The following is a 26,113-nucleotide window of genomic DNA, read 5'->3' on the forward strand; positions in this document are numbered from 1 at the left end:
TTTTGGCTGGCACTGCTTTCTTCGCGGGAGCCACGGCCTTCTTGGCTGGAGCAGCCTCCTTGGCGGGTGCAGCAGCCTTATTGGCAGGCGCTTCTTTCTTCGCGGGAGCAGCAGCCACCGCCTTCTTCGCAGGAGCAGCCACCGCCTTCTTGGCCGGGGCGGCTTCCTTTGCGAGTGTAGAAGCCTTTTTGGCTGGCACTGCTTTCTTCGCGGGAGCCACCGCCTTCTTGGCTGGAGCAGCCTCCTTGGCGGGTGCAGCAGCCTTCTTGGCAGGCGCTGCTTTTTTCTCAGGTGCAGCCGCTTTCACGGGTGCTGTTACTTTCTTTTCCGGTGCGGCTTTTTTGGCCGGGGCTTTTTTCGCAGTTGCCATTGTGTTCTCCTTGATCAAGTTGCAAAGAGCACTTCATCCGGTCTTTGTGCCGATGAAGTGATTCAGCGCCATGGGGTCTCGCGGATGCATCCACAGTGGACCCCAGGGCGTTGAATGGGATGACAAAACCCTGCTGCTGGCGACAAGGCGCCATAAGCAGGGTTTTGAATAGGGGTTTGTGCATGTGACGGTTGAATGGGGCAACGCAGCCCGTGGCTGGCCGAGGGACATCAGTCCCAGGAAAGCGCCCCACCCGTTTGGTATTCGATCACGCGGGTTTCAAAGAAATTGCGTTCCTTTTTGAGGTCGATCATTTCACTCATCCAGGGGAACGGATTCTCTTCGTTCGGAAACATGGGTTCCAGGCCAATTTGTGTGGCACGGCGGTTGGCAATGTAGCGCAAATAACCCTTGAACATGGAAGCGTTCATGCCCAACACGCCGCGCGGCATGGTGTCTTCGGCGTACCGGTATTCCAGTTCGACCGCTTGCATGAACAGCGCCTTGATCTCGGCCTTGAACTCGGGCGTCCACAGCATCGGGTTTTCAAGCTTGAGGGCGTTGATCAGATCGATGCCGAAATTGCAGTGCATGGACTCGTCGCGCAGGATGTACTGGTACTGCTCGGCTGCGCCTGTCATATTGTTCTGGCGACCCAGCGCCAGAATCTGCGTGAAGCCCACATAGAAGAACAGGCCCTCCATCAGGCAGGCGAACACGATCAGGCTCTTGAGCAGCTTTTGGTCGTCTTCGGGTGTGCCGGTGTGGAAGTTCGGGTCCATGATCGCCTCAATGAACGGGATCAGGAATTGGTCCTTGTCGCGAATCGACTGCACCTCGTTGTAGGCGTTGAAAATCTCGGACTCGTCCAGACCCAGCGACTCCACGATGTACTGGTAGGCGTGGGTGTGGATCGCTTCCTCAAAGGCCTGGCGCAGCAGAAACTGGCGGCACTCGGGCGCCGTGATGTGGCGGTAGGTGCCGAGCACGATGTTGTTGGCGGCCAGCGAGTCGGCGGTGGTGAAGAAACCGAGGTTGCGCTTGACGATGCGGCGCTCGTCTTCGGTCAGGCCGTTGGGGTCTTTCCAGAGCGCGATGTCGCGGCTCATGTTCACTTCTTGCGGCATCCAGTGGTTGGCGCAGGTGGCGAGGTATTTTTCCCAGGCCCACTTGTATTTGAACGGCACCAGCTGGTTGACGTCGGTCTGGCCGTTGATGATGCGTTTGTCGGCCGCGTTGACACGGCGGGCGCCGGTGGCAGGTGCTGTGGGGGCGGCGAACGAGGCGGCTGGGTTCCGCGCAACCGATGGGGCCGCTTGAAAGCTGGTCGTGGGTGCCACGGGGCTGTTCGCTGGCTTTGAAGAGGTCGTGATGGGTTCGTCCCAGGTCAACATAAATGGTTCCAATTCTGCAAATTATCAAAGTGTCTGCATCAAAAGCAAAGGGCTCTTGTGCGACGGTGTGGGTTTGTGTTGCGGTGTCGCATCGAAACACAGGGATGGACACCACAAACACGCGTGGGTACGCGCCATAGCCTCATTGGCAAGCTTCGCAGCCCGGGTCGTCGATGGCGCAAAACTTGATGTCGGTGGCGGGTACATCGGCGGCGGGTGCAGCCTGAGCGACCGATATGCCCGCCACGCCAGAGGACATGGACACGGCGTTGAGCTGGCCGGTGCGTCCGGTGGATTTCTCGACCTGCGTGGCCGAGGTGGTGCGCAGGTAGTAGGTCGTTTTCAGGCCACGCAGCCAGGCGAGCTTGTAGGTCTCGTCCAGCTTCTTGCCGGATGCGCCGGCCATGTAGATGTTCAGGCTCTGGGCCTGGTCGATCCACTTTTGGCGGCGGGCGGCGGCTTCCACCAGCCACAGCGTTTCGACTTCAAAGGCGGTGGCGTACAGGGCCTTCATGTCTTGTGGAACACGGTCGATGGGTCGCAGCGAACCGTCAAAATGTTTGAGGTCCATGACCATCACGTCGTCCCACAGGCCAAGGCGCTTCAGGTCTTTTACGAGGTAGCTGTTGATGACGGTGAATTCACCCGACAGGTTGGACTTGACCGACAGGTTGCCGAAGCAGGGCTCAATGGACGCGTCCACCCCGATGATGTTGGAGATGGTGGCGGTGGGGGCAATGGCCACGCAGTTGGAGTTGCGCATGCCGTCCTGCGCGATCTTCTGGCGCAGCGCGTCCCAATCGAGGGTTGCACTGCGGTCCACTTCCACGTAGCCACCGCGTGCGTGGGCCAGCATGTCCAGCGTGTCGGGCGGCAAAATGCCTTGGTCCCACAGCGAGCCTTTGTAGCTGGCGTAGCGGCCGCGCTCGCGGGCCAGTTCGGTGGACGCCCAGTAGGCGTGGTAGCACACGGCTTCCATCGAGTGGTCGGCGAATTCCACCGCCTCCATGGAAGCGTAGGGCACACGCAGGGTGTACAGCGCGTCCTGGAAGCCCATGATGCCCAGCCCCACCGGGCGGTGGCGCATGTTCGAGTCGCGTGCCTTTTTGACCGCGTAGTAGTTGATGTCGATCACGTTGTCCAGCATGCGCATGGCGGTCTTGACCGTGCGCTGCAGCTTGTCGTGGTCAATGCCGCCGTCTTTCAGGTGCAGCAGCAGGTTGATGGAGCCCAGGTTGCACACCGCCGTTTCGGTGTCGCTGGTGTTGAGCGTGATCTCGGTGCACAAGTTGGATGAATGCACCACGCCCGCGTGCTGTTGCGGTGAGCGGACGTTGCAGGCGTCTTTGAACGTGATCCACGGGTGGCCCGTTTCAAACAGCATGGTCAGCATTTTGCGCCACAGGTCAGAAGCAGCCACCTTGCGGCTGGGCTTGAGTTCGCCACGTTCGGCCTGGGCTTCGTAGGCGATGTAGGCGCGTTCGAAGTCGGCGCCAAACAGGTCGTGCAGATCGGGCACGTTGTTGGGTGAGAACAGGGTCCAGTCGCCTTTCTCCATGACGCGCTTCATGAACAGGTCGGGAATCCAGTTCGCCGTGTTCATGTCGTGGGTGCGGCGGCGGTCATCGCCGGTGTTCTTGCGCAGTTCCAGAAACTCTTCAATGTCCAGGTGCCAGGTTTCCAGGTAGGTGCAGACGGCACCCTTGCGTTTTCCCCCCTGGTTCACTGCGACCGCCGTGTCGTTCACCACCTTCAAGAACGGCACCACGCCCTGCGATTCGCCGTTGGTGCCCTTGATGTGGGCACCCATGGCGCGCACGCGGGTCCAGTCGTTGCCCAGGCCGCCGGCAAATTTGGACAGCAGTGCGTTTTCCTTGATCGACTCGTAGATGCCGTCCAGGTCGTCGGGCACGGTGGTCAGGTAGCAGCTGGAGAGCTGCGAGCGCAGCGTGCCGCTGTTGAACAGCGTGGGGGTGGACGACATGAAGTCGAACGAGGACAGCACCTCGTAGAACTCGATGGCGCGCGCTTCTCGGTCGATCTCATTCAGCGCCAGGCCCATGGCCACGCGCATGAAGAAGGCTTGTGGCAGCTCGATGCGCTGTTTGCGCACGTGCAGAAAGTAGCGGTCGTAGAGGGTTTGCAGACCCAGGTAATCAAATTGCAGATCGCGCTCGGGCTTGAGCACGGCGCCCAGGCGGGCGAGATCGAACTGCTGCAGCTTCTCATCAAGCAGGTCGTTTTGAACGCCTTTCTTGATGAATTGCGGGAAATAGTCGGCGTAGCGCGCCGCCATGTCGCTGGACGGCACCTCTTCGCCGAGCACTTCCTTGACGATGGTGTGCAGCAGCAGGCGCGCGGTGGCGTAGGTGTAGTCCGGGTCTTTTTCGATCAGCGTGCGGGCGGCCAGAATGGAGGCTTTGTAGACCTCTTCGATCGGTACGCCGTCGTAGAGGTTGCGCTTGGTCTCGGCGACGATGGGGTCGGCCTTGATGTCTTGACCCAGGCCTTTGCAGGCGTCTTCGATCAGGTACTGCAGGCGGTTCAGGTCCAGCGGCACGCGCTGGCCGCCGTCGATCACGTACAAAGCGGGTTCTGTGGGCAGCACGGCTTGCGTTTGGTGGGCGCGTTCCTGGGTGCGGCGCTCGCGGTAGAGCACATAGGCGCGTGCCACTTCGTGGTGACCACCGCGCATCAGGCCCAATTCCACATGATCTTGCACGTCTTCAATGTGGAAGGTGCCGCCACCGGGGCGCGAACGCATCAGCGCGCGCACCACGTTTTGCGTCAGGCCGTCCACCGTTTCGCGCACGCTGGCGGACGCAGCGCCCTGTGTGCCGTGCACGGCCAAGAAGGCTTTCATCAAGGCCACTGCGATTTTGCTGGGCTCAAAAGGCACCACCGCCCCGTTGCGGCGGATGATTTGGTAATGGGCGAACACCGCACTGGCTGTGGCCAGGGACACGGCGCCGGTGGTATGGGCGTTGGACAGGCTGGACGGGGAAGACAGATGGGCTGTGGATGAAGCAGTCTGCATGGTTTTTTCTTTCAATGGTTGTGGGGGCCGCTCGCTCTGAATGGGACGCGGACAGCAGGATTTCTGTGGGTGGACCGGAGGTCGCCAATGGCCTGGACGGTGCTGTTTGGCGAAAAAACAGCCGCGTCAACGTGCCGCTGCAGGTTTGCTGGAGGTGAACAAGGGGGTGATCACGAAAACACAGTGCACACTATATCTGGTGTGTGGTTGCTATTCTAGCCACTACCGGTAGTGTTTGTGGGAATTCTGGCCTGCAAAAAAACCGCACTTTCCGTGTGGTAAAAACGGCCCGCCTTGGCGGGCTGGCAGGGAAGACACGTTCGTACCGTGCGCGCGCTGGGGTTGCCTGCATGGGCTGCATTTGAATCACGAACAGCGCCGGATTTGCGGTGGGTTTGCGGCGGACACCCCCGTCGAATCGGCGTGGTGGGCGCTTCTGCCCCAGCCCGTTGTCAGCCTTGATGTGGCGTGAACAAAAGGGTGCTATCGGGGAAGCACTGGGTCATCCAGCCCAACCGGGTTTGAAGTTCAGACCAGTCGAAACCAGGTCCCGGGTCTTGTTTGCGGCCCGGTGCAATGTGTTCGTGGCCCGCAATGTGGGCGATGGGGTAGCGTTCCTTCAAGCTTGTACACAGCCGGGCCAGGGTGGCGTATTGTGCCGCTTCGAAGCGCTGGCCTTCCAGGCCTTCAAGTTCGATACCGATCGAGTCGTCGTTGCATTGGTCACGGCCACGCCAGCACGAGACCCCGGCGTGCCAGGCGCGTGCATCGGCATCGACAAACTGCACCAGCTCGCCATCGCGACGAATGAAGAAGTGAGCAGATACTTCCAGTCCTCGAATCTGCTCAAAGTAGGGATGGGCTGTCCAGTCGAGCCGGTTGGTGAACAGCTGTTCCACCTCGGGCCCTCCATATTCACCGGGTGGCAAGCTGATGGAGTGGATCACCACCAGGTCGATGCAGGCCCCTTCGGGACGGACGCCGAAGTTGGGCGATTGGCAGGCGCGGGCCGTTTGCAGCCAACCGCCCTGCCACGGCCAGGCCTCATGAAGGTTCGAGCCTTCAGTTGACATCGTTGTCTTCGTGCCCGGTGTCCGATGGCATGGCAATGCCCAGCCGCTGGATGCGGTAACGCATCTGACGCAGGTTCAGGCCCAGACGCGCCGCGGCGGCGGTGCGGTTGAAGCTCGCTTCCTTGAGGGCCTTGAGCAACACTTGGCGTTCTTGCTCGTCCAGATAGGTCTGCAGATCGCGTGGGGTTTCGCAGGGGGTGTTTACCGTAGCGGAAGGGAAGACGGGGACGGCTGGTAGGGGGGCATGGTGATCGGCGCGTGGCGCGGCGTCGCCGAAGTCGCTGGGTTCGAGGGCCTCACCGCTGCTGAGCGCTATGGCACGCTGCAACAAGTTTTCAAGCTCACGCACGTTGCCGGGCAGTTCGCGTGATTGCAGCCAGGCCAGGGCAGCGGCGGAGAGTGCTGGTACGGGTACCCCCGATTCGGTGCAAATACGCTGCAGCAGCGCATGGGCCAGTTCGGGCAGGTCTTCGCGCCGATCGCGCAGCGCGGGCGTGCGCAGCTCGATCACGTTGATGCGGTAAAACAGGTCTTGCCGGAAATCACCGCTGTGCACCAGTGCAGCCAGGTCGCGGTGGGTGGCGCTGACCAGCCGCACGTCCACCGCTTCTTCTTGTACGCCACCGAGTGGACGCACCCGCCGCTCCTGGATGACCCGCAGCAACTTGGCCTGCATGGCAAGGGGCAGGTCGCCAATCTCGTCGAGAAACAGCGTGCCGCCTTTGGCTGCCTTGAAGTAGCCTTCCCGGTCTTGGGTAGCGCCGGTGTAGGCGCCTTTGCGCGAGCCAAAGAACTCGGATTCGATGAGGTTTTCAGGAATGGCACCGCAGTTGACCGCCACAAAAGGCCCTTTGGTTCGGTGGCTGCACTCGTGCACCGCTCGGGCGACCAGTTCTTTGCCGGTGCCCGATTCACCCAGAATCAGCACCGGCGCCATGCTGGTGGCCACTTTTTCAATGCGGCTCTTGATTTGCCGCATGCAGGGCGATGCACCGACGATGCGCGCCAGCGACAACACGCCACCCGGCGGCGGCGGCGCCACCAAGCGGGTGTTGCCGGTGGTTGCGTTGTCCGGACGTGTGGTGGTGGGGGGATGGCGCTGACTTTGCAGCGCCGCCTGCACAGCCGCACGCAGTTGCTTGAGGTCGACCGGCTTGGTCAGGTAATCAAAGGCGCCGGTCTTGAGCGCTTCCACCGCGTTTTCGGCCGATCCGTAGGCGGTGATGACGATGCATTTTTCGCCGCGCTCCTGGGCGTTGAGCTCGCGCAACAGTTCCAGCCCCAGGCCATCGGGCAGGCGCATGTCGGTGATCAGCATGTCAAAGCGCTGTTGTGCGAGCCACTCGCGTGCCTGGGTCAGGTCGGGAGCGGAAACGACCTCGTGGCCTTCGCGCAGCAGGGTCAGTTCGTACAACGTGCGCAGGTCGGGTTCGTCGTCAACAACGAGGATGGAGGCGCGGGGAGGGGCAGACATAGGCAGTGGGCTCAACGGCAGACGGGCGGTCAGCGGATGGTGGACGGCGCATCGTCCGGGCGCAGCGGGTCTGGCAGGGTGCGGCTGGGCACCGAGTCGCCAGGCGGGTACGACAGGCTTTGCTGCACCGGCGCACGGCTGCCGCTGGCGCGCATGGTGGCATAAAACGCATTGCCCTCACGCAGGTCCAGTCGGGTGCGTTGGTAGGCAATTTGCGCGCCGTAGCGCTCGCACAGTTCCCGGCAGATGTAGAGGCCCAGGCCACTGGAGCGACTTTCTGACGAGAAGAACGGTTCGAACAGGTGGCGCAGCACACTGGCTTCAAGTGGGCTGCCGTCGCTCCAGACCGACAGGCGAGCGCGGTCATTGCCCGCCGTTTGGGTGATGACACGGATCGACGACGGTGTTCCACTGGCGTGGCGCTTGGCGTTGTCGAGCAGATTCACCAGCAGACGCCGGATGTGATCCGGGTCAAACCCCACATGGGCTGTGGGTGCGTGGAGATGCACACCCAGCACGCCCTGGGCCTGGTTTTGCTGCGTCCATTCGTGGGTGATCTGGCGCACCGTCTGGTCCAGCGGCAGCGTCAAGGCGGCTTCGCTCTGGCTGGGCAGGGCGCGGGCCACATTGAGGATGTCGTCCACAATGCGGGCCAGACGCTGGGCGTTTTGGTTGATCATGTGGGTCAGCCGTTTTTGCCCAACGCCCTGCACCTCTTCGTCCAGCAAGGCGTTGGCCTGGGTAATGGCCGACAGTGGGTTGCGTATTTCGTGCGCCACGGCGGCCGACATGCGACCCATGGAGGCCAGTTTTTCGGTGCGCACCCGCGCTTCGACCTCACGCAGGTCTTCTAAGAACAGCACGCACAGATCGGCGCCATGGCCGCCTTGCGTGGTCAGACGGGTGCGGGCCGAGAGCCGGTGGGTGGTGTGTTCGTCGTGGGCGATGGTGATGTCGGCTTCAAGCGGCTGCCCGAGCAAAAAAGTTTCCTGCACCAGGCCGAACAAGCCGGACCAACTGGGCCGCGCCGAGAGCAGCAGCTGGGCTGCATGGGGGAAGGTCACGCCCATGAGCATGGCTTGGGCGGCTGGGTTGGCGTTGCGCACCACGCCGTGGGTGTCCACCACCAGCACGCCTTCACTCATGCTGTCGATCACCAGTTCGTTCACCTGGGCTTGCGTGCGGGCCGCAGCCTGGCTGCTTTGTGCCACCGCTTCTTCGCGGGCCAGCCGCATCGCGAGTTGGTTGGCCAGCAGCGCCACCAGAAAGAAGCCGGTGCCGGTGAGGCCGGTTTGCAGCAGCCGTGCGGTGGATACATCGCTCAGCAATTGGGCGCTGAGCCAGGCTTCGCCCAGCAAAAACAGGGTGACGCTGGCCGCCGTGGCCAAGGCCAGGATCAGCGGCCCGAGGATGGAGGCCAGCAGCACCGGCAAGGCAAAAAGAGGGGTGTAGTTGATGCTGCCTTGCTGCACGTATTGCAGCACCGCAAACACCAGCACATCAACGCCGATGGTCAGCAGCCATTGCAGGTGAAACGGTTCGCCTTGCTGAAGGGGGTGAGACCAGATCAGCACCGCCAAGGTTGCGCCCAGGTGCAGGGTACACACCAATACCAGCCAGTCGGGTCCGCCCGTGTGCGTGACCAACACAAACATCTGCAGCGCCAGCAGCACGGCTGCAATAAATACCCGCGCCCGCATGAAAGCGCGCCACAGGCGCACAAACGACCTTATCCGCTGTTCTTGCCCATCGGCGTAGGTGCTTTCCGCCGCAGAAAACCACGAGGGGGCGAATGGAGAGGCGCTGTCACGCAACATGTCGGTCCTGGCCCGGAGAGAACAACAGGCTGGCCTGTTTCACGGTCCAGCGCCTTCGCTCAGCTGCCGGTGCTCGGTGCTGCAGTAAGCGCCTTGGCGGCCTTGAATGGCTTCGTTCTCGGGCAGGTGGGTGCCGCAGTGACGGCACGCCACCATGACGGTGGGCGACCTTGGTGACGGTTGTTTTCGGGTTGCTGGCTTCTTGGCCTGAGCGTCATCGGTCAGGCGGTTGTTGCGCCAGACCCAGAAAGCGACCAGGACGACGGCCAGAACGAGCAGGTATTTCATGTAATCGATCGGTCAGGCGCGTTGCAGCACCACTTCAAGCACAAAGCGGGAGCCGGCGTAACCCAGCAACAGAAAACCGGCGCCCAGATAGAGTGTGCGCACCGCCACGCGGCCGCGCCAACCCAGGCGCCAGCGGCCCCACAGCAGCACACCCATGGTGAACCAGGACAGCACCGAAAATGCGGTTTTGTGATCCCACACCCAGCGGTGGTTCAGGACCTCGGAAAACCACCAGCCGGCCAGCAACGTGGCGCTGAGCAGGGCAAATCCAGCACCCAGAAAACGAAACGTCAGCCGTTCCAGCATCAGCAAGGGCATGGCCGTGTCGGGCGCCGTGCCCTGGCGCATGGATTTTTCGGCCCGCTGCATCAGCCAGGCGTGCACCACGGCCGCGCCAACCAGCCCATAAGACGCAATGCCCAGCGCCCAGTGCAGTGGCAACCAGGTCGAGCGCAATGCGGGGTAAGGCGAGCCCGGAAAGATCAGCGCCAGCAAAACCGTGACGGTGCCCAGTGCCGCCAGCGTCCAGCGGGCGCGAAACTGCGGGTACAGGCGGCTTTCGACCAGGTACACCGTGAGCACCAGCCAGGCCGTGACCGACAGGGCCGGCGCAAAACCAAAGCGCGCCGGCTGCTCAAACATACCCGTGACGAGCACCAGCAGGTGCAGCAGCCAGGCCGTGGCCAGCACCGCGCGGGTTTGTTTGGGCGTCATGCGGGGGTGCGCCCAGGCCAGCACGGCGTACGATAGCGCCGCCACGGCAGAAAGCAGGGCGGCGGGTGGATTCGACCAGAGGGCGGGCAGCAGGTTCATGGGATCCGCGTTGTAAGCCGCAGGCAGGCAGCGTGAGGCACAGCTAAAATCATTTGCACAGTTTAACGGTCTTGCCCACGCAGACACCGGCGCTGTCTGGCCCCACTTGTCCCGGCCCTGCGGGCCTTGCGGCCCGCGCCGCAGCCCCTTCACCATCCCGAGCGCACCCCCATGGCATCAGCCCTCTCCGACCGCCTCTCACGCATCGTCAAGGAAATGCGTGGTCAGGCCCGCATCACCGAAAGCAACGTCACCGACATGCTGCGCGAGGTGCGCATGGCCCTGCTGGAGGCCGACGTGGCCCTGCCGGTGGTGCGTGACTTCATCGCCCGGGTGAAAGAAAAAGCCCTGGGTCAGGAGGTGGTGGGTTCGCTCTCGCCGGGTCAGGCCTTGGTGGGCATCGTCAACCGCGAGCTGGCCGCCACCATGGGCGCTGGCGTGGCCGACATCAACCTCGCGGCCCAGCCGCCGGCGGTGATTCTGATGGCCGGCCTGCAAGGTGCCGGCAAAACCACCACCACGGCCAAGCTGGCCAAGCACCTGATTGAAAAGCGCAAGAAAAAGGTGCTCACCGTGTCGGGCGACGTGTACCGCCCGGCGGCCATTGAGCAGCTCAAGACCGTGACCGCCCAGGCCGGCGCCGAGTGGTTTCCCAGCACGCCCGACCAGAAGCCGGTGGACATTGCCCGCGCTGCCATCGACTACGCCAAGCGCCATTACTTCGATGTGCTTCTGGTGGACACCGCCGGCCGCCTGGCGATTGACGAAGCGTTGATGCGTGAGATCCAGGAGCTGCACGCGGTGCTCAAGCCGGTGGAGACGCTCTTTGTGGTGGACGCCATGCAGGGCCAAGACGCCATCAACACCGCCAAAGCCTTCAGTGCGGCGCTGCCACTCACCGGCATCATCCTGACCAAGCTCGACGGCGACTCGCGCGGTGGCGCCGCCTTGTCGGTGCGGCAGATCACCGGTGCGCCCATCAAGTTTGCCGGTGTGTCCGAAAAAATTGACGGCCTGGAGGTGTTCGACGCCGAGCGCCACGCCGGCCGCATTTTGGGCATGGGCGACATTTTGGCGCTGGTGGAGCAGGTCACCGCCGGGGTGGACATGGCGGCGGCGCAAAAGCTGGCGGCCAAGGTCAAAAGCGGTGAAGGTTTTGACCTGAACGACTTCCTGGACCAGATCCGCCAGATGAAGCAGATGGGTGGCCTGTCCAGCCTGATGGACAAACTGCCCAGCGGCATGGCCGCCAAAGCCAGCGAAATGGACATGACCCGCGCTGAAAAAGACATCAAGCGCAAAGAAGGCATTATTTGCAGCATGACCCTGCGCGAGCGCACCAAGCCCGAAATCATCAAAGCCACGCGCAAGCGCCGCATTGCTGCGGGTGCTGGTGTGCAGGTGCAAGAGGTCAACCGCCTGCTCAAAGAGTTTGAGCAGATGCAGGGCATGATGAAAAAAATGAAAGGCGGCGGCCTGATGAAAATGATGAAGCGCATGGGCGGCATGAAAGGCATGCCCAAGTTGCCCGGCATGGGTTGAGCGAAGTCAAGCCCCTTCGCAGCACGCCGGCCCATACTGTGCCCCCATGCTGTCCAGTCTTGAAATTTTGTTTGCTGTGGTGTCCTTGGCGGTTGCCTTGTGGCTTCGCCCGTGGCGCATGCTGGGCGGCGCGCTGCTGACACCCGCGCTGGCCGCTGTGGTGTTGCTGCCCGGGCTGTGGCTGCTGCCGCAAGCCTTGCCCCAAGGCCTGGCGATCCAGTTCTCGGGCGCCAGCCTGCTGGTGCTCATGCTTGGCTGGCCTTTGGCCGTGCTGGCTTTGTCGCTGGTGGCGCTGGCCGTGTGGGGTATCGGCACCGCCGATGCCGGGTCGGCGCTGTCGCAGTGGGTCTGGATTGGGCTGGTGCCCGCCACACTGGCGCTGGGCATTGGCGTGCTGTTGCGCCGCTGGCTGCCGCCCAACCCGTTCATCTACACCCTGGGCCGAGGCTTCTTGGGCACGGCGGTGGCGGTTTTTGTGTCAGGCGTGCTGATGGAGTTACTGCACCGATTGGCCGGCGCGCCCATGTTGGAACAAGCCCTGGTGGCCCGCTGGCTCATGGCCTGGGGCGACGCTTTTTTGACCGGCATGTTCGCCGCCATTGGCGTGGCTTTTGCGCCGCAGTGGCTGGCCACCTGGTCGGATGCGCGCTACCTCAAGTCGCCTGCGCCGTAGCGCGTGCGGGTGGTGGTTGCGGTACCGCCCCGGTGACCGTGCCGGTGACACCCCGTAGGTGTGTCACCGCTTCAGGTTGGCCTGAGCACCGCCAGCCGACTCGCGTGCTGCCAGGCCCGGCGCAGCACCGCAGGCGACCACGACTCCTCGGGGATCAGCAGCACACCGTGCGTGCGCATCCAGGTGCCCAGGTCCACGTGGCTGGTGGCCACCGTCAACGGAACCGACAACAGCAGGGGCAGCGCCACCGGGGCCAGCCAGACCAGCGCCTGGGCATTGAAGGCGGCCATGAGCAGCCCCAGCAGACCGGCCACCAACGTCATGGGGGCCAGCCGTGTGGCGGCATGGCTCCAACTCACGCCGGCGGCTTCCCGGGGCGGTGAGGTCCAGTCCAGTTTCAGCCCCGTGAGCGCCCCCAGCACAAACAGCGAATGCGCGAGCATGCGGATGGGGGCTTGAAACACGGCCAGCACGGTTTCCACTGCCCCGCTGCGCAGCAGGCCCAGGGTGCCGCCAAACGACGTGTGCTCGCCTTGGATGTACACCGCCAGCAGGCCCAGCACGCGGGGCAGGTAGAGCAGGCACAGCGTCCACAGCCACAGGCTGCGCAATTCGGCGGGCAGCGCATGCCACTGTGGCACGGTGCTGGCGTCCAGCATCCACAGACAGGTGCCCATGCCGATGAACGTCAGCCACAGCGGCGCTGACAGGTAGGACATGGCGCCAATGGCAAACAGGGTGCGGTGCACGCGGTGGATGCCGGGTTCGGCCATCAGGCGTGCGTTTTGCAGGTTGCCCTGGCACCAGCGGCGGTCGCGCTGCAGTTCGCTCAGCAAGTCGGGGGGTTGTTGTTCGTAGCTTCCCACGAGATCGGAGACCAGCCACACGTGGTAACCGGCGCGCCGCATCAGGGCCGCCTCCACGAAGTCGTGCGACAGGATGCCGCCGGACATGCCGCCTTTGCCTGCAATGGGCGCCAGCGCGCAGTGTTGCATGAAGGGTTCCACACGGATGATCGCGTTGTGGCCCCAGTAGTGCGACTCGCCCAACTGCCAGAACTGCATGCCCAGCGTGAACAATCGACCAGTCACGCGCGAGGCAAACTGTTGTGCGCGGGCGTGCAAGGTGGCGTGGCCAATGGCCTGGGTGGCCGTTTGCACAATGCCGGCTTGGGGGTGTGCTTCCATCAGCTTGACCATGGAGGTCAGGCAACTGCCGCTCATGACGCTGTCGGCATCGAGCACCACCATGTAGCGGTAGTCCTTGCCCCAGCGGCGGCAGAAGTCGGCCACGTTGCCGGCCTTGCGGTGGGTGCGGCGCGTGCGCAGGCGGTAGTACACCTCGATCGGTGGCCCGTCGGACTGGGCCGCCAGCGCCGCGCGCAGGGCTTTCCAAGCCGATTTTTCGGCTTCGGCAATGGCGGGATCGTTGCTGTCGGACAGCACGAACACGTCGAACTGCTGCGCATGACCGGTGCTTGAAAGGGACTCGCAGGTGGCGCGCAAGCCGGCGAACACGGTGGCCACGTCTTCGTTGCAGATCGGCATGACGATGGCTGTGCGCGCCTGTGGGTTCATGGGGTGGTGCTGCACGGCCTTGGCCGAGAGGGTGTGTGCATCGCCGCGCAGCAAGACCCAGAAACCCATGAGGGCGGTGACAAAGCCGGTCACCACCCAGGCCGACAGCACCACAAACAGCAGCAACTGGCCGGTTTGCAGCCAGCCGTTTTCATGCGCGGGTTGGGCGCTGGCAAACAGACTGGCGGCAAATGCCGTGCTCACCACGGTGAGCAGCGCGAACACCAGCCGACGCCGCTCAGCGGCGCGTTCCCAGGCGGCGGGTGCGGGTTGCGCCGTGGCGGGTTGTGGTGCGCGCGGCGGCAGCACACGGCTGAGGCTGCCCAGCAGCGCGGTGCCCAGGCTGTTCCAGAACCCGCGCCAGGGGCGCGGCACCATGGCGCCACGGTGGATGGGTGGTGCGGTCACCGCGTTGGGGTGGCGTTCTTCGCGCAGCAGGCTGCGGTTCGTGGGCGTGTGGCTCATTCGGGTAACAGCAGGTGTGTCCATGTTTCGCTGACGGTGTCGTTCTGGTGCTGGAGAAAGGCGCGCAGCTCGACCGGCTGGGTGGGGTCGATGCGCTGCACACGCAGGGTCACGCGCCAGCTGCGCGTGGCGGTGTTGGGGTAGGCCAGCGCTTCCAGCACGCGGCCATTGGCGTCGCTGCTGGCATTCACACGCACCGGCGCGCCGGTGGGCAGCGCGTCCAGCGCGGGGCCGGCGAAGTCCAGTACGTATTGCGCCTGACGGGCCTGTTCATCGGCGCTGAGCCGGGTGTAGCCAAACCCCCGCCGGGTTTGCGTGACCCAGGCGGACGGGGGGCGCTGCTGGGCATCACCCTGCCAGCTCAGGGTGTAGGCCACTTCCAGGGGCTGACCCGGGGCGGGCAGGGTGGCGGGCACCCAGTAGGCGACGATGTTGTCGTGCGTTTCGTCGGGCGTGGCCAACTGAACCAGTTCAACGCGGCCTGGCCCCCAGGCGTTCAGCGGCTCCACCCAGGCGCTGGGACGGCGTTCGTAGCGCGCCTCGGTGTCCTCAAAGCTGGCGAACTGGCGGTCGCGCTGCATCAGACCGAAGCCGCGCAGCTGGCCCATGGCAAACGAGCTCACCACCGTGTGCCGGGGGTTTTGCAGCGGGCGCCAAAGCCATTCGCCATCGCCGGTGACCAGCATCAGGCCGTCGGAGTCGTGTACTTCGGGGCGAAAATCGCTGGCCCGGGGCTGGTTTTCACCAAAGAAAAACATGCTGGTCAGGGGCGCAATCCCGAGGGTGCTCACCGGCTCGGTGCCCGGGCGGATGAACAGGCGCGCGGTCACGGTGACCACGGTGGCGCTGCCGGGGCGCACCACAAACCGGTAGGCGCCGGTGCTGCGGGGCGAGTCCAGCAGCGCGAAGAGGGTGACGTCCTGAGCATCGGGCGCCGGGCGTTGCAGCCAGAAATCGGTGAAGCGCGGAAATTCTTCCCCCGTGCCGCCCACGGTGTCGATGGCCAGGCCGCGCGCCGACAGGCCGTATTGTTGGCCCGCGCCGAGCGCCCGAAAGTAGCTGGCGCCCAAGAAGGCAATCAGTTCGTCTTTGTAGCTGCTGGCGTTGAGTGGGTAATGCAGGCGAAAACCGGCGTGGCCCAGATCGCCCCAGGTGTGGGGGCTTGTGGTGTTGCGGCCGTGGTCGAAGGCTTCGCTGCGGTAAGGCAGTGTGCGCACCCCATCGGGGGTGATCTCGTGCAGGCGCACCGGCTGGGTCTGGTACAGGCCGAGGTGGAAATACTGGGCTTCGAACGGCAGGCCTTCGGTGCGCCAGGTGGCGTGGTCGGACCGGAAACGGATGTCGCGCACCTCGTCGTAATTGAGGGCCGCGAGTTCGGCGGGCAGGGTGTCGCTGTTTGCGCGAAAAGGCGCGTGGGAGCGGGCTTGTGCCAGTTCGGCCAGTTGCTCCCAGTCCATCGACTGGGCATGGGCCGACGCACCGGCCAGCAGGGCGAGCAGCGCGAAACGCAGTGCGCAGCGGTACCGCGACCAGCGGTGGTGAACAAGGCGAAAAAAGACGTGCATGCCGGTACCAGGGCAAACCCTGTGCCAGCTTCAAAAAAGTCTTTTAAATCAAAGGCCTAAAGACGCATTGCGCACCGAGAACCGGCGTCGCATGCCTCGGAGGTGGGAGAAGAGGCGGTATTCGTCGCCGTTTGGCGACAGTTGGATCAGCTGGATGGAAAAAATGCTTATGAAACAACGGTTTTCGCTTGTCACGATTCAGCGACAGGGTCGCCAGAGCCTGTGTGCTGTGGGGGGCTGCCGTCGCTCTTGAACAGGCCGGGCGTGAGCGCGTGTTTTTGCAGCAAACGGTAAAACTCGGTGCGGTTGCGCTGGGCCAGGCGGGCCGCATCGGCCACGTTGCCGTCGGTCATTTTGAGCAGGTCCACCAGGTAGGCGCGCTCGAACCGCTGGCGCGCGTCGGTGAAGCTGAGCACCTCCACCGAGGGGGTGCGCAGCGCACGCTGCACCAGCGCCAGCGACACCAGCGGCGTGGTGGACAGGGCGCACACCTGTTCGACCACGTTGTAGAGCTGGCGCACATTGCCCGGCCAGGCGGCCATGGTGAGCGCCTTCAGCGCCTCGGGCGCAAAGCCCGAGCTGCGTTTGCCGTATTTGGCGGCGAGTTTGGCCAGAAAGTGGTTGGCCAGCAGGGCAATGTCTTCGCGCCGTTCGGCCAGGGCGGGCAAGGTCAGCGTGACCACGTTGAGCCGGTAGTACAGGTCTTCGCGGAACTGGCCCGCAGCCATCGCGGCTTCAAGGTCGCGGTGCGTGGCCGAAACAATGCGCACATCCACCGGCACCGACTGGCTGGAGCCCAGCGGGCGCACCGCACGCTCTTGCAGCACCCGCAGCAGTTTGACCTGCAGGGCCGGCGGCATGTCGCCGATCTCGTCGAGCAGCAGGGTGCCCCCATCGGCTGCTTGGAACAGGCCTTTGTGGTTGGTCACGGCATCGGTGAAAGCGCCTTTCATGTGGCCAAACAGCTCGGATTCGAGCAGGGCTTCGGGAATGGCGCCGCAGTTCACCGCAATGAAGGGCCGTCGCGCGCGCGGGCTGGCGCGGTGGATGGCGCTGGCCAGCACTTCTTTGCCCGTGCCGCTGTCGCCGCGCAGCAGCACGCTGGCGTCGGACTGGGCCACCATGCGGGCTTCGGCCAGCAGGTCGGCCATGCGGTTGGAGCGGCTCACGATCTCGCTGCGCCAGCTTTCGTTGGCGTGCGTGGGCGCATTGGCGGGCGTGCCCAATGCCAGCGCCTGGGCAATTTTCTCGAGCAGTTCTTTCGCGTCGTAGGGCTTGGTGAGGTAACTGAACACGCCGCGTGCCGTGGCCTCGACGGCGTCGGGAATGGTGCCGTGGGCGGTCAGCAGAATCACCGGCAGGGAGGGGTGGCGCTGGCGGATCTCATCGAACAGCGCCAGGCCGTCGCGTCCGGGCAGACGCACATCGGAGAGCACCAGCCGAGGCCGCTCCACGTCGAGTTGGCCCAGTGCGGCCTCGGCCGACCCCACCGCCGTGACGTGGTAGCCCGCAGCCTCCAGCCGCATCGAGAGCAGGCGCAGCATATTGGCATCGTCATCGACCACGAGCAGGCGTGTGCGCGGCGCGGCCAGGCCGCTGTTGTCGGAGGTGTTCATGGTGTGGGCACGGGTCGGGCCTTGGGTCGGGTGGTCAGGCTGCGTTCGATGGCGCGCATGGCCTCCAGCCGCTCGCTGAGTTGTTCGATGCGGCGCTGGTGGTCGCGCAGCTGCTGGCCCTGGCGCTCCACGGTGTCTTCCAGCCGGCGCTGCGTGCCCAGGCGCGTGGCCAGCAGGCGGGCCAGCGGCTTGAGCGCGGTGCTCTCGGGCGCTGGGTTGTTGATGACCCGCTGCAGCAGGCCCAGGGCGCGCGCCGTGTCCGCCGGCAACTGGGTGTGCATCAGGGCGATGGCCAGCCGCATCTGGCGCAAGGGCGTTGGGGCAGGTTCGTCCAAGCTGACGATGTCGGCGCTGAGTTCGGTCGCGCTGAGCGATCTGGCCCGTTCGGCGTAGGCCAGCAGGGCGTCCAGAGGGGGTGTATCGGTGGCGCTGAGGGCTGTCCGAGGCGCTGGCGCGGGCACTGTGCGCAGGGGTTCGGGCGCGGGCGCTGCGGCGGCGGTGCTTGAAGGTGTGCGCATGACCGCAGCGGGTGGCGCAGGCACGGCGGCGGGGCTCACGGGCGCCACGGCGGGCGGGACCGCGCTGCATCCGCCCAGGCTCAGGGCAATCCACAGGCCGGTGCAGGCGGTGCGGTGTGGACGGGGTTGACGGGTGTGGCGTTCAGCTGGCATGGGGAAGTTCAATGCGGAAATGGGCGCCTTCGCTGGGCCGCAACAGGGTGATGCGACCACCATGGGCACCCACGTACTCGTGCACGATCGACAGGCCAATGCCGGTGCCGCGCACGGTGTTCTGGGGTTGGCGTTCGCCCCGGTAAAAAGGCTCGAAGATGCGGTCCCGGTCGGCCTCGGCCACGCCGGGGCCTTGGTCGATGATGTCGATGCAGGCGCAGCCGGGCAGGTCCATCAGCACCAGCCGCACGAGGCCGCCGCGCGGCGAGAAACGGATCGCATTGGAGAGCAGGTTGCCCACGGCAGAGGCGAGTTTGTCGCGGTCCACCGTCAGCCACAGCGGCCCGCCCTCGGCCTGCACGCGCAGACCGTGGGCCAACCAGTGCAGGCGCTGCGCATCGATCAGGTCGTCCAGCAACGCCCGCAGGTCGGTGCGGCTGCGCCGCAGTTGCCGGGCTTCAAAGGCCGCGGCATTGAAACGCAGCAGGGCTTCAATTTGGTGTTGCAGCAATTGGGTGTTGTGCCGCAGGATGCCGACCACTTCGGTCTGGTTGGCGTTGAGTGCACCGGCCACGCCATCGCCCAGCACCGCCACGCCTTCGTGCAGCGAAGCCAGTGGGGTCTTGAGTTCGTGCGAAATGTGGCGCAGAAAGCGCGCCTTGTCGGCGTCGAGTTCGGTCAGGCGCAGGCGCAGCCAGTCGAGTTGCTGGCTCACGCGGCGCACGTCGGCCGGGCCAGGAATGTCGATCGGCACGTCGAGCCGGTTTTCGCCCAAACCGACGATGGCTTTTTCCAGCCGTTGAAACGGTCGCGCCAGCCAGACGCCAAAGCCCAGCGCCAGCACCGCCGCCAGGCCAATCGAACCCACCACCTGCTGCGTCAGTTGCTGGCGGCTGGTCTCAAAACGCTCCTGCAGCGCGTTGTTGCGGCTGGAGATGATGGCCTGCACCTGTTGGGCAATGGCCGCGCTGTGACCGTCCAATTCGCGAAACGCCCGCGCCACCGCCCGTTCGCGGTCCAGCGCGGTGTCGGGCGGTCCGTCCAGCAGATCGGTGATCTCGTCGAGCTGCGTTCGCCAAGGGGTGGCGAAGGCGCTGGGCAGTTCGTTGTCGTTGAGCTGGCGCAGGATGTCGCGCGCGTTGCCTCTGGCTTCCATGAACCGCTGGCGCAGCTGTGCGTCGCGCAACACCAACGACTGGCGCGCAGCGCGCTCCATGGTCAGGCTGCGCTCGCTCAGCGACTGCGCCGCCGTGCTCAGTGCAATCGCCTGCGCCGCGCTTTCGCGGCTTTGGGCCATGAGCGTTTCCAGTGAAAACAGTGCCCGCAGCGCCGCTGCACCCAGCAGCAGTCCGATCAGCAAAAACGCCACCAGCAGCAACTGCTGGAACGACAAGCGCAGCGGTTTCAAGCGGTTTCGCGCACCAGCACTTCGCCGCGCAGCGTGTAGCCGTTGGTCTCGGTGATGGTCACATCCACCATCTGGCCCAGCAGCCGCGCCGCGTTCGGGCCGGCGGGGAAGTTCACCACGCGGTTGCATTCGGTGCGGCCCATCAGCTCGGGCACCGCCAGGCTGGACTTGCGCGACGGGCCTTCCACCAAAATGCGCTGCACCGTGCCCACGCGGCTGGCGCTGATGCGGGCCACGTTGGTCTCCAGCGCCGCCTGCAGCTGCTGCAGGCGCTTGAGCTTGACGGCGTGCGGCGTGTCGTCGGGCAGGTTGGCCGCCGGCGTACCCGGGCGGGGGCTGAAGATGAAGCTGAAGCTGATGTCGTAGCCCACGTCGTCGATGAGCTTCATCATCTTGCCGAAGTCTTCTTCGGTCTCGCCGGGGAAGCCCACGATGAAGTCGCTGCTCATGGACAAGTCAGGCCGAATGGCGCGCAGCTTGCGCACCGTGCTCTTGTATTCCATGGCGGTGTAGCCGCGCTTCATCGCCATGAGGATGCGGTCGGAGCCGTGCTGCACCGGCAGGTGCAGGTGGCTCACCAGCTTCGGAAGCTTGGCGTAGGCCTCGATCAGGCGCGGCGTGAACTCGTTGGGGTGGCTGGTGGTGTAGCGGATGCGCTCGATGCCCGGGATGTCGGCCACGTATTCCAGCAGCAGCGCGAAGTCGGCGATGTCGCTGGTGTCGCCCATCTTGCCGCGGTAGGCGTTCACGTTCTGGCCCAGCAGCGTCACCTCGCGCACGCCCTGGTCGGCCAGCCCGGCCACCTCCACCAGCACGTCGTCGAACGGGCGGCTCACCTCTTCGCCGCGGGTGTAGGGCACCACGCAGTAGCTGCAGTATTTGGAGCAGCCTTCCATGATGCTCACGAAAGCCGATGAACCTTCCACACGCGCCGGAGGCAGGTGGTCGAACTTCTCAATCTCGGGAAAGCTGATGTCCACCTGCGGCAGCGCCTGGCGCGCGCGCTGGTTCAGCATCTCAGGCAGGCGGTGCAGGGTCTGCGGGCCAAACACCACGTCCACATAGGGCGCGCGCTTGATGATCTCGGCGCCTTCCTGGCTGGCCACGCAGCCGCCCACGCCAATCAGCACACCCTTTTGCTTCAGGTGCTTCACGCGGCCGAGGTCGGAAAATACCTTTTCCTGTGCCTTTTCGCGCACCGAGCAGGTGTTGAACAGAATCAGGTCGGCTTCTTCCACGTCCTGTGTCTGGGTGTAGCCCTGGGCCGCGCCCAGCACGTCGGCCATCTTGTCCGAGTCGTACTCGTTCATTTGGCAGCCAAAGGTTTTGATGAAGACTTTTTTGGGCATGGTGGTTGGCGTGTGCTTCAGGCGGCAACGGGCGGCGCACCTGTGAATGAAAACATGGGTTTCGCCGGGAGGAGGCGGACGGTGGTGGGCCGGTGCCGCAGAGCGCAGCCTGACCGTGTTGGCCGCTCAGCGGTTGCTGGCGGCCGTGGGGCGCTTTTCAGCGGCCTCGGCGGGCGTGAGAATCCAGGCCTCATGCACCATGCCGTTGGGCTCCAGCAGGTAGTTCACCGTCAATTCCTGGCCCACCAGCGCGCCCGACATCACCAGCATGTTGGTGTTGCTGCGGATGCGCGCGCCCGGCGAAAGCCGCGCGGGCTTGCCGTCCAGGCTGATGATGGGCGGTTGCACCACCACCAAGGTGCCGCGCAAGGCAGCGGCGGGAAAGTTGCGTGACTGGGTTTGGGCCTGTGTGGCCGGCCAGAAGCCCAGGGCCAGCAGGCACAACGCCAGTGCGGCGCCGCGGCGGCCAGCGGTTTGAGGGGAAATGCAGCGGTTCATGGTGTCCATCCAGAGGCTGTGAAAGGCAATCGATCTGCCGCAGGGCGGGCCCGGGCAGCGGCCCGCATTGTCTCACGACCCCCGGCTCAGCGCGTGTCGGCTTCGGGCCGTGGGTCTGGCGCCGGGTGGTCGGCGTGCTCCAGCGGATACGCATCGGCCACATAGGCCGGGCCCTTCATCACCATCACAATGAACGCGCCAATGGCCACGGTGAGCACCAGGGTCCAGAGCAACACCACCACACCAATGGCCAGAATGTCGATGGTCTGGATGCGGGTGGCCATGTCCATTTCGCTGCCGCTCCAGGGGAACACGCGCGCCAGCAGCGCCACCAGCGCGGGCAGCGCGCTGCCCAGCCACAAGGCCTGGGGCAGCTTGCGCAGCACCACGCGCTCCAGCCCCGCAGGGGTTTGCTGAAATCCGGGCCAGATGTTGAAGAGGTTCATGGGGCGTGCTCGTTAAAACAGGGCAATGCTTGCTTGCTGCAGTGTTTCAATATAGGGCGCACAATCTGTTTTGTCCAGGACAAAACAGCATTTTTCCATGTTGTTACACCGCTGGTTTTTTCAGGAGTTTTCCCATGTCCCGTCTCACGGTGTTCCATTTTTCCCGTCGTCTGGGGTTGGCCGTGCTGTCGCTTGGGCTGTTGCTGGGGCTGAGCGCCTGCGCCACCGCGCCGCCGCCCGGCGTGGCCGTGGTCAGCCCGTTTGACGCTGCGCGCTACATGGGCCAGTGGTTTGAAATCGCCCGGCTGGACCACCGTTTTGAGCGCGGCCTGAGCCAGGTCAGCGCCAGCTACGCGCTGCAGCCTGACGGCAGCGTGTCGGTGACCAACCGGGGCTACAACGCCGCCAAAGGCGCGTGGAACGAGGCGGTGGGCCGCGCCGTGTTCACGGGCGAGCGCAACACCGGTTCGCTCAAGGTGTCGTTCTTTGGGCCGTTTTATGGCGGCTACCACGTGATCGCGCTCGACCCGGACTACCGCTGGGCCATGGTGATCGGGCCCGACACCGGCTACCTGTGGATCCTGGCGCGCGACACAACGCTGCCTGCCGATGTGCGCGCCCGGCTGCTGGAGCAAGCCACCCGCGTGGGTGTGGACACCCGAGCACTGATCTGGGTAGACCACAGCGCCCGCGGCGGTTGAGCCTGCGCCATGGCGTACAGCGTGGTCTGGTTCAAACGCGACCTGCGCGTGCACGACCACGCCGCGCTGCAGCAGGCCGCCGCGCGCGGGCCGGTGCTGTGCCTGTATGTGGTGGAGCCCAGCCTGTGGGCCGAGCCCGACGCAGCCACCCAGCACCTGCATTTTTTGCGCGAAGGTCTGCTGGATTTGCATGCACAACTGAAAGCCCTGGGCACGCGCCTGCATGTGGTGACGGGCGAGGTGACCGATGTGCTGTCGCGCCTGCTGGCGCTGGCGCCGTTTGAAGCCCTGTACGCCCACGAAGAAACCGGCAACGCCGCCACCTACCGGCGCGACCAAGTGGTGGGTCGCTGGTGCCGCGCCCATGGAGTGGCCTGGCACGAGACGCCGCAATTTGGCGTGGTGCGCCGCCTGCCCAGCCGCCAGCGCTGGCAAAGCCAGTGGGCCGCGCACACCCGCGCGCCCTTGCTGCCCGCGCCCGAAGCGCTGCAGCCCGTGCCACTGCCCTGGCGCGAACCCGCCATGCCCCGAGCCGACCAGTTGGGCTTGCCGGGCGCCGACCCGCCCCTGCGCCAGCGCGGCGGGCGGGCCGAAGCGCTGGCCGTGTTGCACGAATTTCTGGCGCTGCGCAGCGCCCAGTACCGGGGTGGCATCTCGTCGCCGCTGCGCGCACCCAGCGCCTGCTCGCGCCTGTCGCCCTACCTGGCGCTGGGCTGCCTGAGCCTGCGCGAGGTGGTGCAGGCCACCCAGGTGCACATGGCCCAGCTGCCACCTGAAGCCACCCGCCAGCGCCAAGGCCTGGCCGCTTTCATGAGCCGGCTGGTGTGGCATTGCCACTTCATACAAAAGCTGGAAGACGAGCCCGAGCTGGAGTGGCGCAACCTGCACCGGGGCTACGACGGGCTGCGCGACGAAGCCGCCAACCCCGAGCATCTGGACGCCCTGATGCAAGGCCGCACCGGCTGGCCCATGGTGGACGCCTGCGTGGCCATGTTGCGCGAAACCGGTTGGCTCAACTTTCGCATGCGCGCCATGCTGGTGTCCGTGGCGGCTTACCCGCTGTGGCTGCACTGGCGCCCGGTGGGCCTGTGGCTGGCGCGCCAGTTTTTGGACTACGAGCCCGGCATCCACTGGAGCCAGCTGCAAATGCAAAGTGGCACCACCGGCATCAACACCACCCGGGTTTACAACCCCATCAAACAAGCCCACGACCACGACCCGCAAGGCCACTTTGTGCGCCGCTGGCTGCCCGCCATGCGCTGCGTGCCCGACGCCTGGCTGTTTGAGCCCTGGCGCATGCCGCCCGACGTGCAGGCGCGTTGCAGTGTGCAGGTGGGGGTCGACATTGCCATGCCGCTGGTGGATCTGGAAGCCGCCACCCGCGAAGCCAAGGCCCGGCTGCACGCCCGCCGCGCCCAGCCCGAGGTGCGCGCTGCCAAAGCGGCGATTGTGGAGAAGCACGGTTCACGAAAACGCAGCACCCCAGCGCGTGCGCGGTCTGGCCCACCGGACCACCCAGGCCAGGCTTCGTTGTTTTGAAAACGTTGGCGTGCTGGCGCGCGACAATCCGGTCACCACACAACCGAGCAAACCCCGGAGACACCATGGCCCGCCTGCAACCCCTGCCGCCCGAGACCACGCCCGAGCTCCAACCCCATTTCGATTTCTTTCTGGGCACGCTTGGTTTCACGCCCAACAGCGTGCTCACCATGCAGCGCAAGCCCAAACTGGCCCAGGCGCTGGCGGTGATGAACGCCGCCGTGATGGACCCCGAGGGTGCGGTGGATCTGGGCTTTCGCCGCCTGGTCGGGCATGTGGTGAGCCAAGTGTCCGGTTGCCTGTATTGCCAGGCGCATACGCTGCTGGGCGCCCAAAATTTCGGTGTCAGCGAGGCCAAGCTGGCCGATGTGTGGACCTATGCGAGCAGCCCGCACTACAGCGCCAAAGAGCGTCTGGCGCTGGACTTTGCGCTGGCCGCGTCTTCACAGCCCAACGCCGTGACCGACGCTCAGTTTGCCGAGCTGCAGCAGCACTGGAGCGATGGCGAAATTGTGGAGTTGCTGGGCGTGGTCGCCATGTTTGCGTTTCTCAACCGCTGGAACGACACCATGGCCACGCCGCTGGAAGCGGTGCCCACCGCGCTGGCCCGGGATGTGTTGGGCGCACAAGGCTGGAACCCTGGCAAGCACGGCGCGTAGCCGCCAACGCGGATCACTTCCAGCGAATCGGTTCGATGTGCACGCTGCCCAGCGTGCTGGAGAGTGTGAGCGCGCCTTCCTGCACCGTGGCCTGCAGCTGCATGCTGCGCTCGGCCATGCTGGCCAGTGCGGGCGCCACCTCGGTGGGCAGGCGCCACACCTGCAGCCGGTCCAGCCGGGTCAGTTTGGTTTCGATGCCGCGCCACCACACGTCGGCCGCCGAGCCAAAGGCGTAAAGCACCACGGCGTCGGCCTTGCTGCAGGCCTTGGCCAGGGGTTTGTCTTCGGGCTGCCCCACTTCGATCCACAGGCGCTTGCGTCCGGTGTAGTCGGTGAGCGACACGTCCGGGTCGTCCGGGTCGGACAGTCCTGCGCCAAACGCCAGCGTGCCGTCGCCGCGGCAGGTGTCTTGCAGCTCGTGCGCATGCAGCGCCAGCGCCACCAGCCGCACCATCATGCGTTCGTCGTTCTCGCTCGGGTGGCGGGCCAGGGTCAGCGCGTGGTCGGCGTAATAGCCGTGGTCGATGTCTGCAATCTGCAGATTCGCCTTGAAGATGGTGGATTTGATGGCCATGCGGCGGGATGAGATGCGAGAGGCAAAAACGAAAGCGGAAAGCAAAAAAGCGGACCCTGTTGCCAGAATCCGCTTTTTAATTTTGGTGGCGATAGGTGGACTTGAACCACCGACATCAGCATTATGAATGCTGCGCTCTAACCAACTGAGCTATATCGCCGAAGCAGGCAGGATTATAGCGGCATTTTTACCCGTTTTTTTCGGGCGGTGCTGTTCGCCGTGTCTGGTCATGCCGTCGGGCTCAGGCGTGCTTGAACACCGGCTTGCGCTTGTTCACAAACGCGTCCATGCCTTCCTTCTGGTCTTCGGTGGCGAACAGGCTGTGGAACAGACGGCGCTCGAACATCACGCCGTCGGCCAGGCCGCCTTCAAAGGCTCGGTTCACGCATTCCTTGGCCGCCATCACGCTGGGCAGCGAGAATTCACAAACCATGAGCGCGGCACCCAGGGCTTCGTCCATCAACTTGTCCAGTGGCACCACGCGGCTCACCAGGCCGGCGCGCTCGGCCTCTGTGGCGTCCATCATGCGGCCGGTCAGCGCCATGTCCATGGCCTTGGCCTTGC

Annotated in this window: 23 protein-coding genes and 1 tRNA gene; 5 read left to right on the forward strand and 19 right to left on the reverse strand. The window is 64.8% G+C overall.

The window, feature by feature from the left end; genetic code table 11:
• The 8 genes from Q7J58_RS08085 to ccsA all read right to left on the reverse strand — a co-directional run.
• On the reverse strand, nt 1-370 hold a 370-nt coding region (locus Q7J58_RS08085), incomplete at its 3' end, for a hypothetical protein (RefSeq protein ID WP_304825952.1).
• A 230-nt stretch (nt 371-600) separates the two neighbouring features.
• Complete coding sequence (locus tag Q7J58_RS08090) at nt 601-1,764, reverse strand: ribonucleotide-diphosphate reductase subunit beta (RefSeq protein ID WP_304825955.1); 1,164 nt, start codon at nt 1,762-1,764, stop codon at nt 601-603.
• A gap of 142 nt (nt 1,765-1,906) precedes the next feature.
• Nucleotides 1,907-4,801, reverse strand: coding sequence for a ribonucleoside-diphosphate reductase subunit alpha (locus Q7J58_RS08095; protein WP_304825958.1), 2,895 nt, complete (start codon nt 4,799-4,801; stop codon nt 1,907-1,909).
• Between the two features lie 452 nt (nt 4,802-5,253).
• Nucleotides 5,254-5,874, reverse strand: a complete 621-nt coding sequence (ampD, locus tag Q7J58_RS08100; RefSeq protein ID WP_304825960.1) for a 1,6-anhydro-N-acetylmuramyl-L-alanine amidase AmpD — start codon at nt 5,872-5,874, stop codon at nt 5,254-5,256.
• The gene (locus tag Q7J58_RS08105; protein WP_304825963.1) at nt 5,864-7,348 is read right to left on the reverse strand and encodes a sigma-54 dependent transcriptional regulator; all 1,485 of its coding nucleotides are present in this window, start codon (nt 7,346-7,348) and stop codon (nt 5,864-5,866) included. Before Q7J58_RS08105 ends, ampD begins: the two co-directional genes overlap by 11 nt.
• A 29-nt stretch (nt 7,349-7,377) precedes the next feature.
• Nucleotides 7,378-9,165: an ATP-binding protein gene (locus Q7J58_RS08110; protein WP_304825965.1), complete on the reverse strand. Its 1,788-nt coding sequence runs from the start codon at nt 9,163-9,165 to the stop codon at nt 7,378-7,380.
• A gap of 39 nt (nt 9,166-9,204) precedes the next feature.
• A complete protein-coding gene (locus Q7J58_RS08115) occupies nt 9,205-9,453 on the reverse strand; it encodes a PP0621 family protein (RefSeq protein WP_304825968.1) in 249 nt (82 codons plus the stop codon).
• A gap of 12 nt (nt 9,454-9,465) precedes the next feature.
• Complete coding sequence (gene ccsA, locus Q7J58_RS08120) at nt 9,466-10,266, reverse strand: cytochrome c biogenesis protein CcsA (RefSeq protein ID WP_304825971.1); 801 nt, start codon at nt 10,264-10,266, stop codon at nt 9,466-9,468.
• Nucleotides 10,267-10,437: 171 nt separating this feature from the next.
• On the opposite strand from ccsA, the gene ffh reads away from it, so the two are divergent.
• Nucleotides 10,438-11,808, forward strand: coding sequence for a signal recognition particle protein (gene ffh, locus Q7J58_RS08125; protein ID WP_304825974.1), 1,371 nt, complete (start codon nt 10,438-10,440; stop codon nt 11,806-11,808).
• A gap of 46 nt (nt 11,809-11,854) precedes the next feature.
• Nucleotides 11,855-12,481, forward strand: a complete 627-nt coding sequence (locus Q7J58_RS08130) for a hypothetical protein (protein WP_304825977.1) — start codon at nt 11,855-11,857, stop codon at nt 12,479-12,481.
• A gap of 71 nt (nt 12,482-12,552) precedes the next feature.
• Here Q7J58_RS08130 and mdoH read toward each other — a convergent pair whose 3' ends face one another.
• From mdoH to Q7J58_RS08170, 8 genes are all read right to left on the reverse strand, one after another.
• Nucleotides 12,553-14,523 (reverse strand): glucans biosynthesis glucosyltransferase MdoH, encoded by a 1,971-nt coding sequence (mdoH, locus tag Q7J58_RS08135; protein ID WP_304825980.1) that lies wholly within the window; start codon nt 14,521-14,523, stop codon nt 12,553-12,555.
• Entirely contained in the window at nt 14,520-15,980 is a 1,461-nt protein-coding gene (locus tag Q7J58_RS08140; RefSeq protein WP_304826014.1) for a glucan biosynthesis protein G, read from the reverse strand. Before Q7J58_RS08140 ends, mdoH begins: the two co-directional genes overlap by 4 nt.
• A gap of 299 nt (nt 15,981-16,279) precedes the next feature.
• Nucleotides 16,280-17,704 (reverse strand): sigma 54-interacting transcriptional regulator, encoded by a 1,425-nt coding sequence (locus Q7J58_RS08145; RefSeq protein WP_304825983.1) that lies wholly within the window; start codon nt 17,702-17,704, stop codon nt 16,280-16,282.
• Complete coding sequence (locus Q7J58_RS08150) at nt 17,701-18,375, reverse strand: hypothetical protein (protein WP_304825985.1); 675 nt, start codon at nt 18,373-18,375, stop codon at nt 17,701-17,703. Before Q7J58_RS08150 ends, Q7J58_RS08145 begins: the two co-directional genes overlap by 4 nt.
• Nucleotides 18,365-19,783, reverse strand: a complete 1,419-nt coding sequence (locus tag Q7J58_RS08155; protein WP_304825988.1) for an ATP-binding protein — start codon at nt 19,781-19,783, stop codon at nt 18,365-18,367. The genes Q7J58_RS08150 and Q7J58_RS08155 overlap by 11 nt, the downstream gene beginning before the upstream one ends.
• Entirely contained in the window at nt 19,780-21,132 is a 1,353-nt protein-coding gene (gene miaB, locus Q7J58_RS08160; protein ID WP_304825991.1) for a tRNA (N6-isopentenyl adenosine(37)-C2)-methylthiotransferase MiaB, read from the reverse strand. Before miaB ends, Q7J58_RS08155 begins: the two co-directional genes overlap by 4 nt.
• A 126-nt stretch (nt 21,133-21,258) precedes the next feature.
• Nucleotides 21,259-21,630: a hypothetical protein gene (locus Q7J58_RS08165; protein WP_304825993.1), complete on the reverse strand. Its 372-nt coding sequence runs from the start codon at nt 21,628-21,630 to the stop codon at nt 21,259-21,261.
• Nucleotides 21,631-21,716: 86 nt separating this feature from the next.
• Nucleotides 21,717-22,076 (reverse strand): hypothetical protein, encoded by a 360-nt coding sequence (locus Q7J58_RS08170; RefSeq protein ID WP_304825996.1) that lies wholly within the window; start codon nt 22,074-22,076, stop codon nt 21,717-21,719.
• A 134-nt stretch (nt 22,077-22,210) separates the two neighbouring features.
• Here Q7J58_RS08170 and Q7J58_RS08175 point away from each other — a divergent pair, with 134 nt between their 5' ends.
• From Q7J58_RS08175 to Q7J58_RS08185, 3 genes are all read left to right on the forward strand, one after another.
• The gene (locus Q7J58_RS08175) at nt 22,211-22,777 is read left to right on the forward strand and encodes a lipocalin family protein (protein WP_304825999.1); all 567 of its coding nucleotides are present in this window, start codon (nt 22,211-22,213) and stop codon (nt 22,775-22,777) included.
• 9 nt (nt 22,778-22,786) lie between these two features.
• A complete protein-coding gene (locus Q7J58_RS08180; RefSeq protein ID WP_304826002.1) occupies nt 22,787-24,316 on the forward strand; it encodes an FAD-binding domain-containing protein in 1,530 nt (509 codons plus the stop codon).
• A gap of 65 nt (nt 24,317-24,381) precedes the next feature.
• Entirely contained in the window at nt 24,382-24,975 is a 594-nt protein-coding gene (locus tag Q7J58_RS08185; protein WP_304826005.1) for a carboxymuconolactone decarboxylase family protein, read from the forward strand.
• A gap of 13 nt (nt 24,976-24,988) precedes the next feature.
• Here Q7J58_RS08185 and Q7J58_RS08190 read toward each other — a convergent pair whose 3' ends face one another.
• The 3 genes from Q7J58_RS08190 to Q7J58_RS08200 all read right to left on the reverse strand — a co-directional run.
• Entirely contained in the window at nt 24,989-25,549 is a 561-nt protein-coding gene (locus Q7J58_RS08190; RefSeq protein ID WP_304826008.1) for a YaeQ family protein, read from the reverse strand.
• An 83-nt stretch (nt 25,550-25,632) separates the two neighbouring features.
• Nucleotides 25,633-25,709 (reverse strand) — tRNA-Met (locus Q7J58_RS08195).
• A gap of 81 nt (nt 25,710-25,790) precedes the next feature.
• On the reverse strand, nt 25,791-26,113 hold a 323-nt coding region (locus Q7J58_RS08200), incomplete at its 5' end, for an enoyl-CoA hydratase-related protein (RefSeq protein WP_304826011.1).

Origin of the sequence: Hydrogenophaga sp., from assembly GCF_030656115.1 — a bacterium.
In the GTDB taxonomy this organism is placed as follows: domain Bacteria; phylum Pseudomonadota; class Gammaproteobacteria; order Burkholderiales; family Burkholderiaceae_C; genus Hydrogenophaga.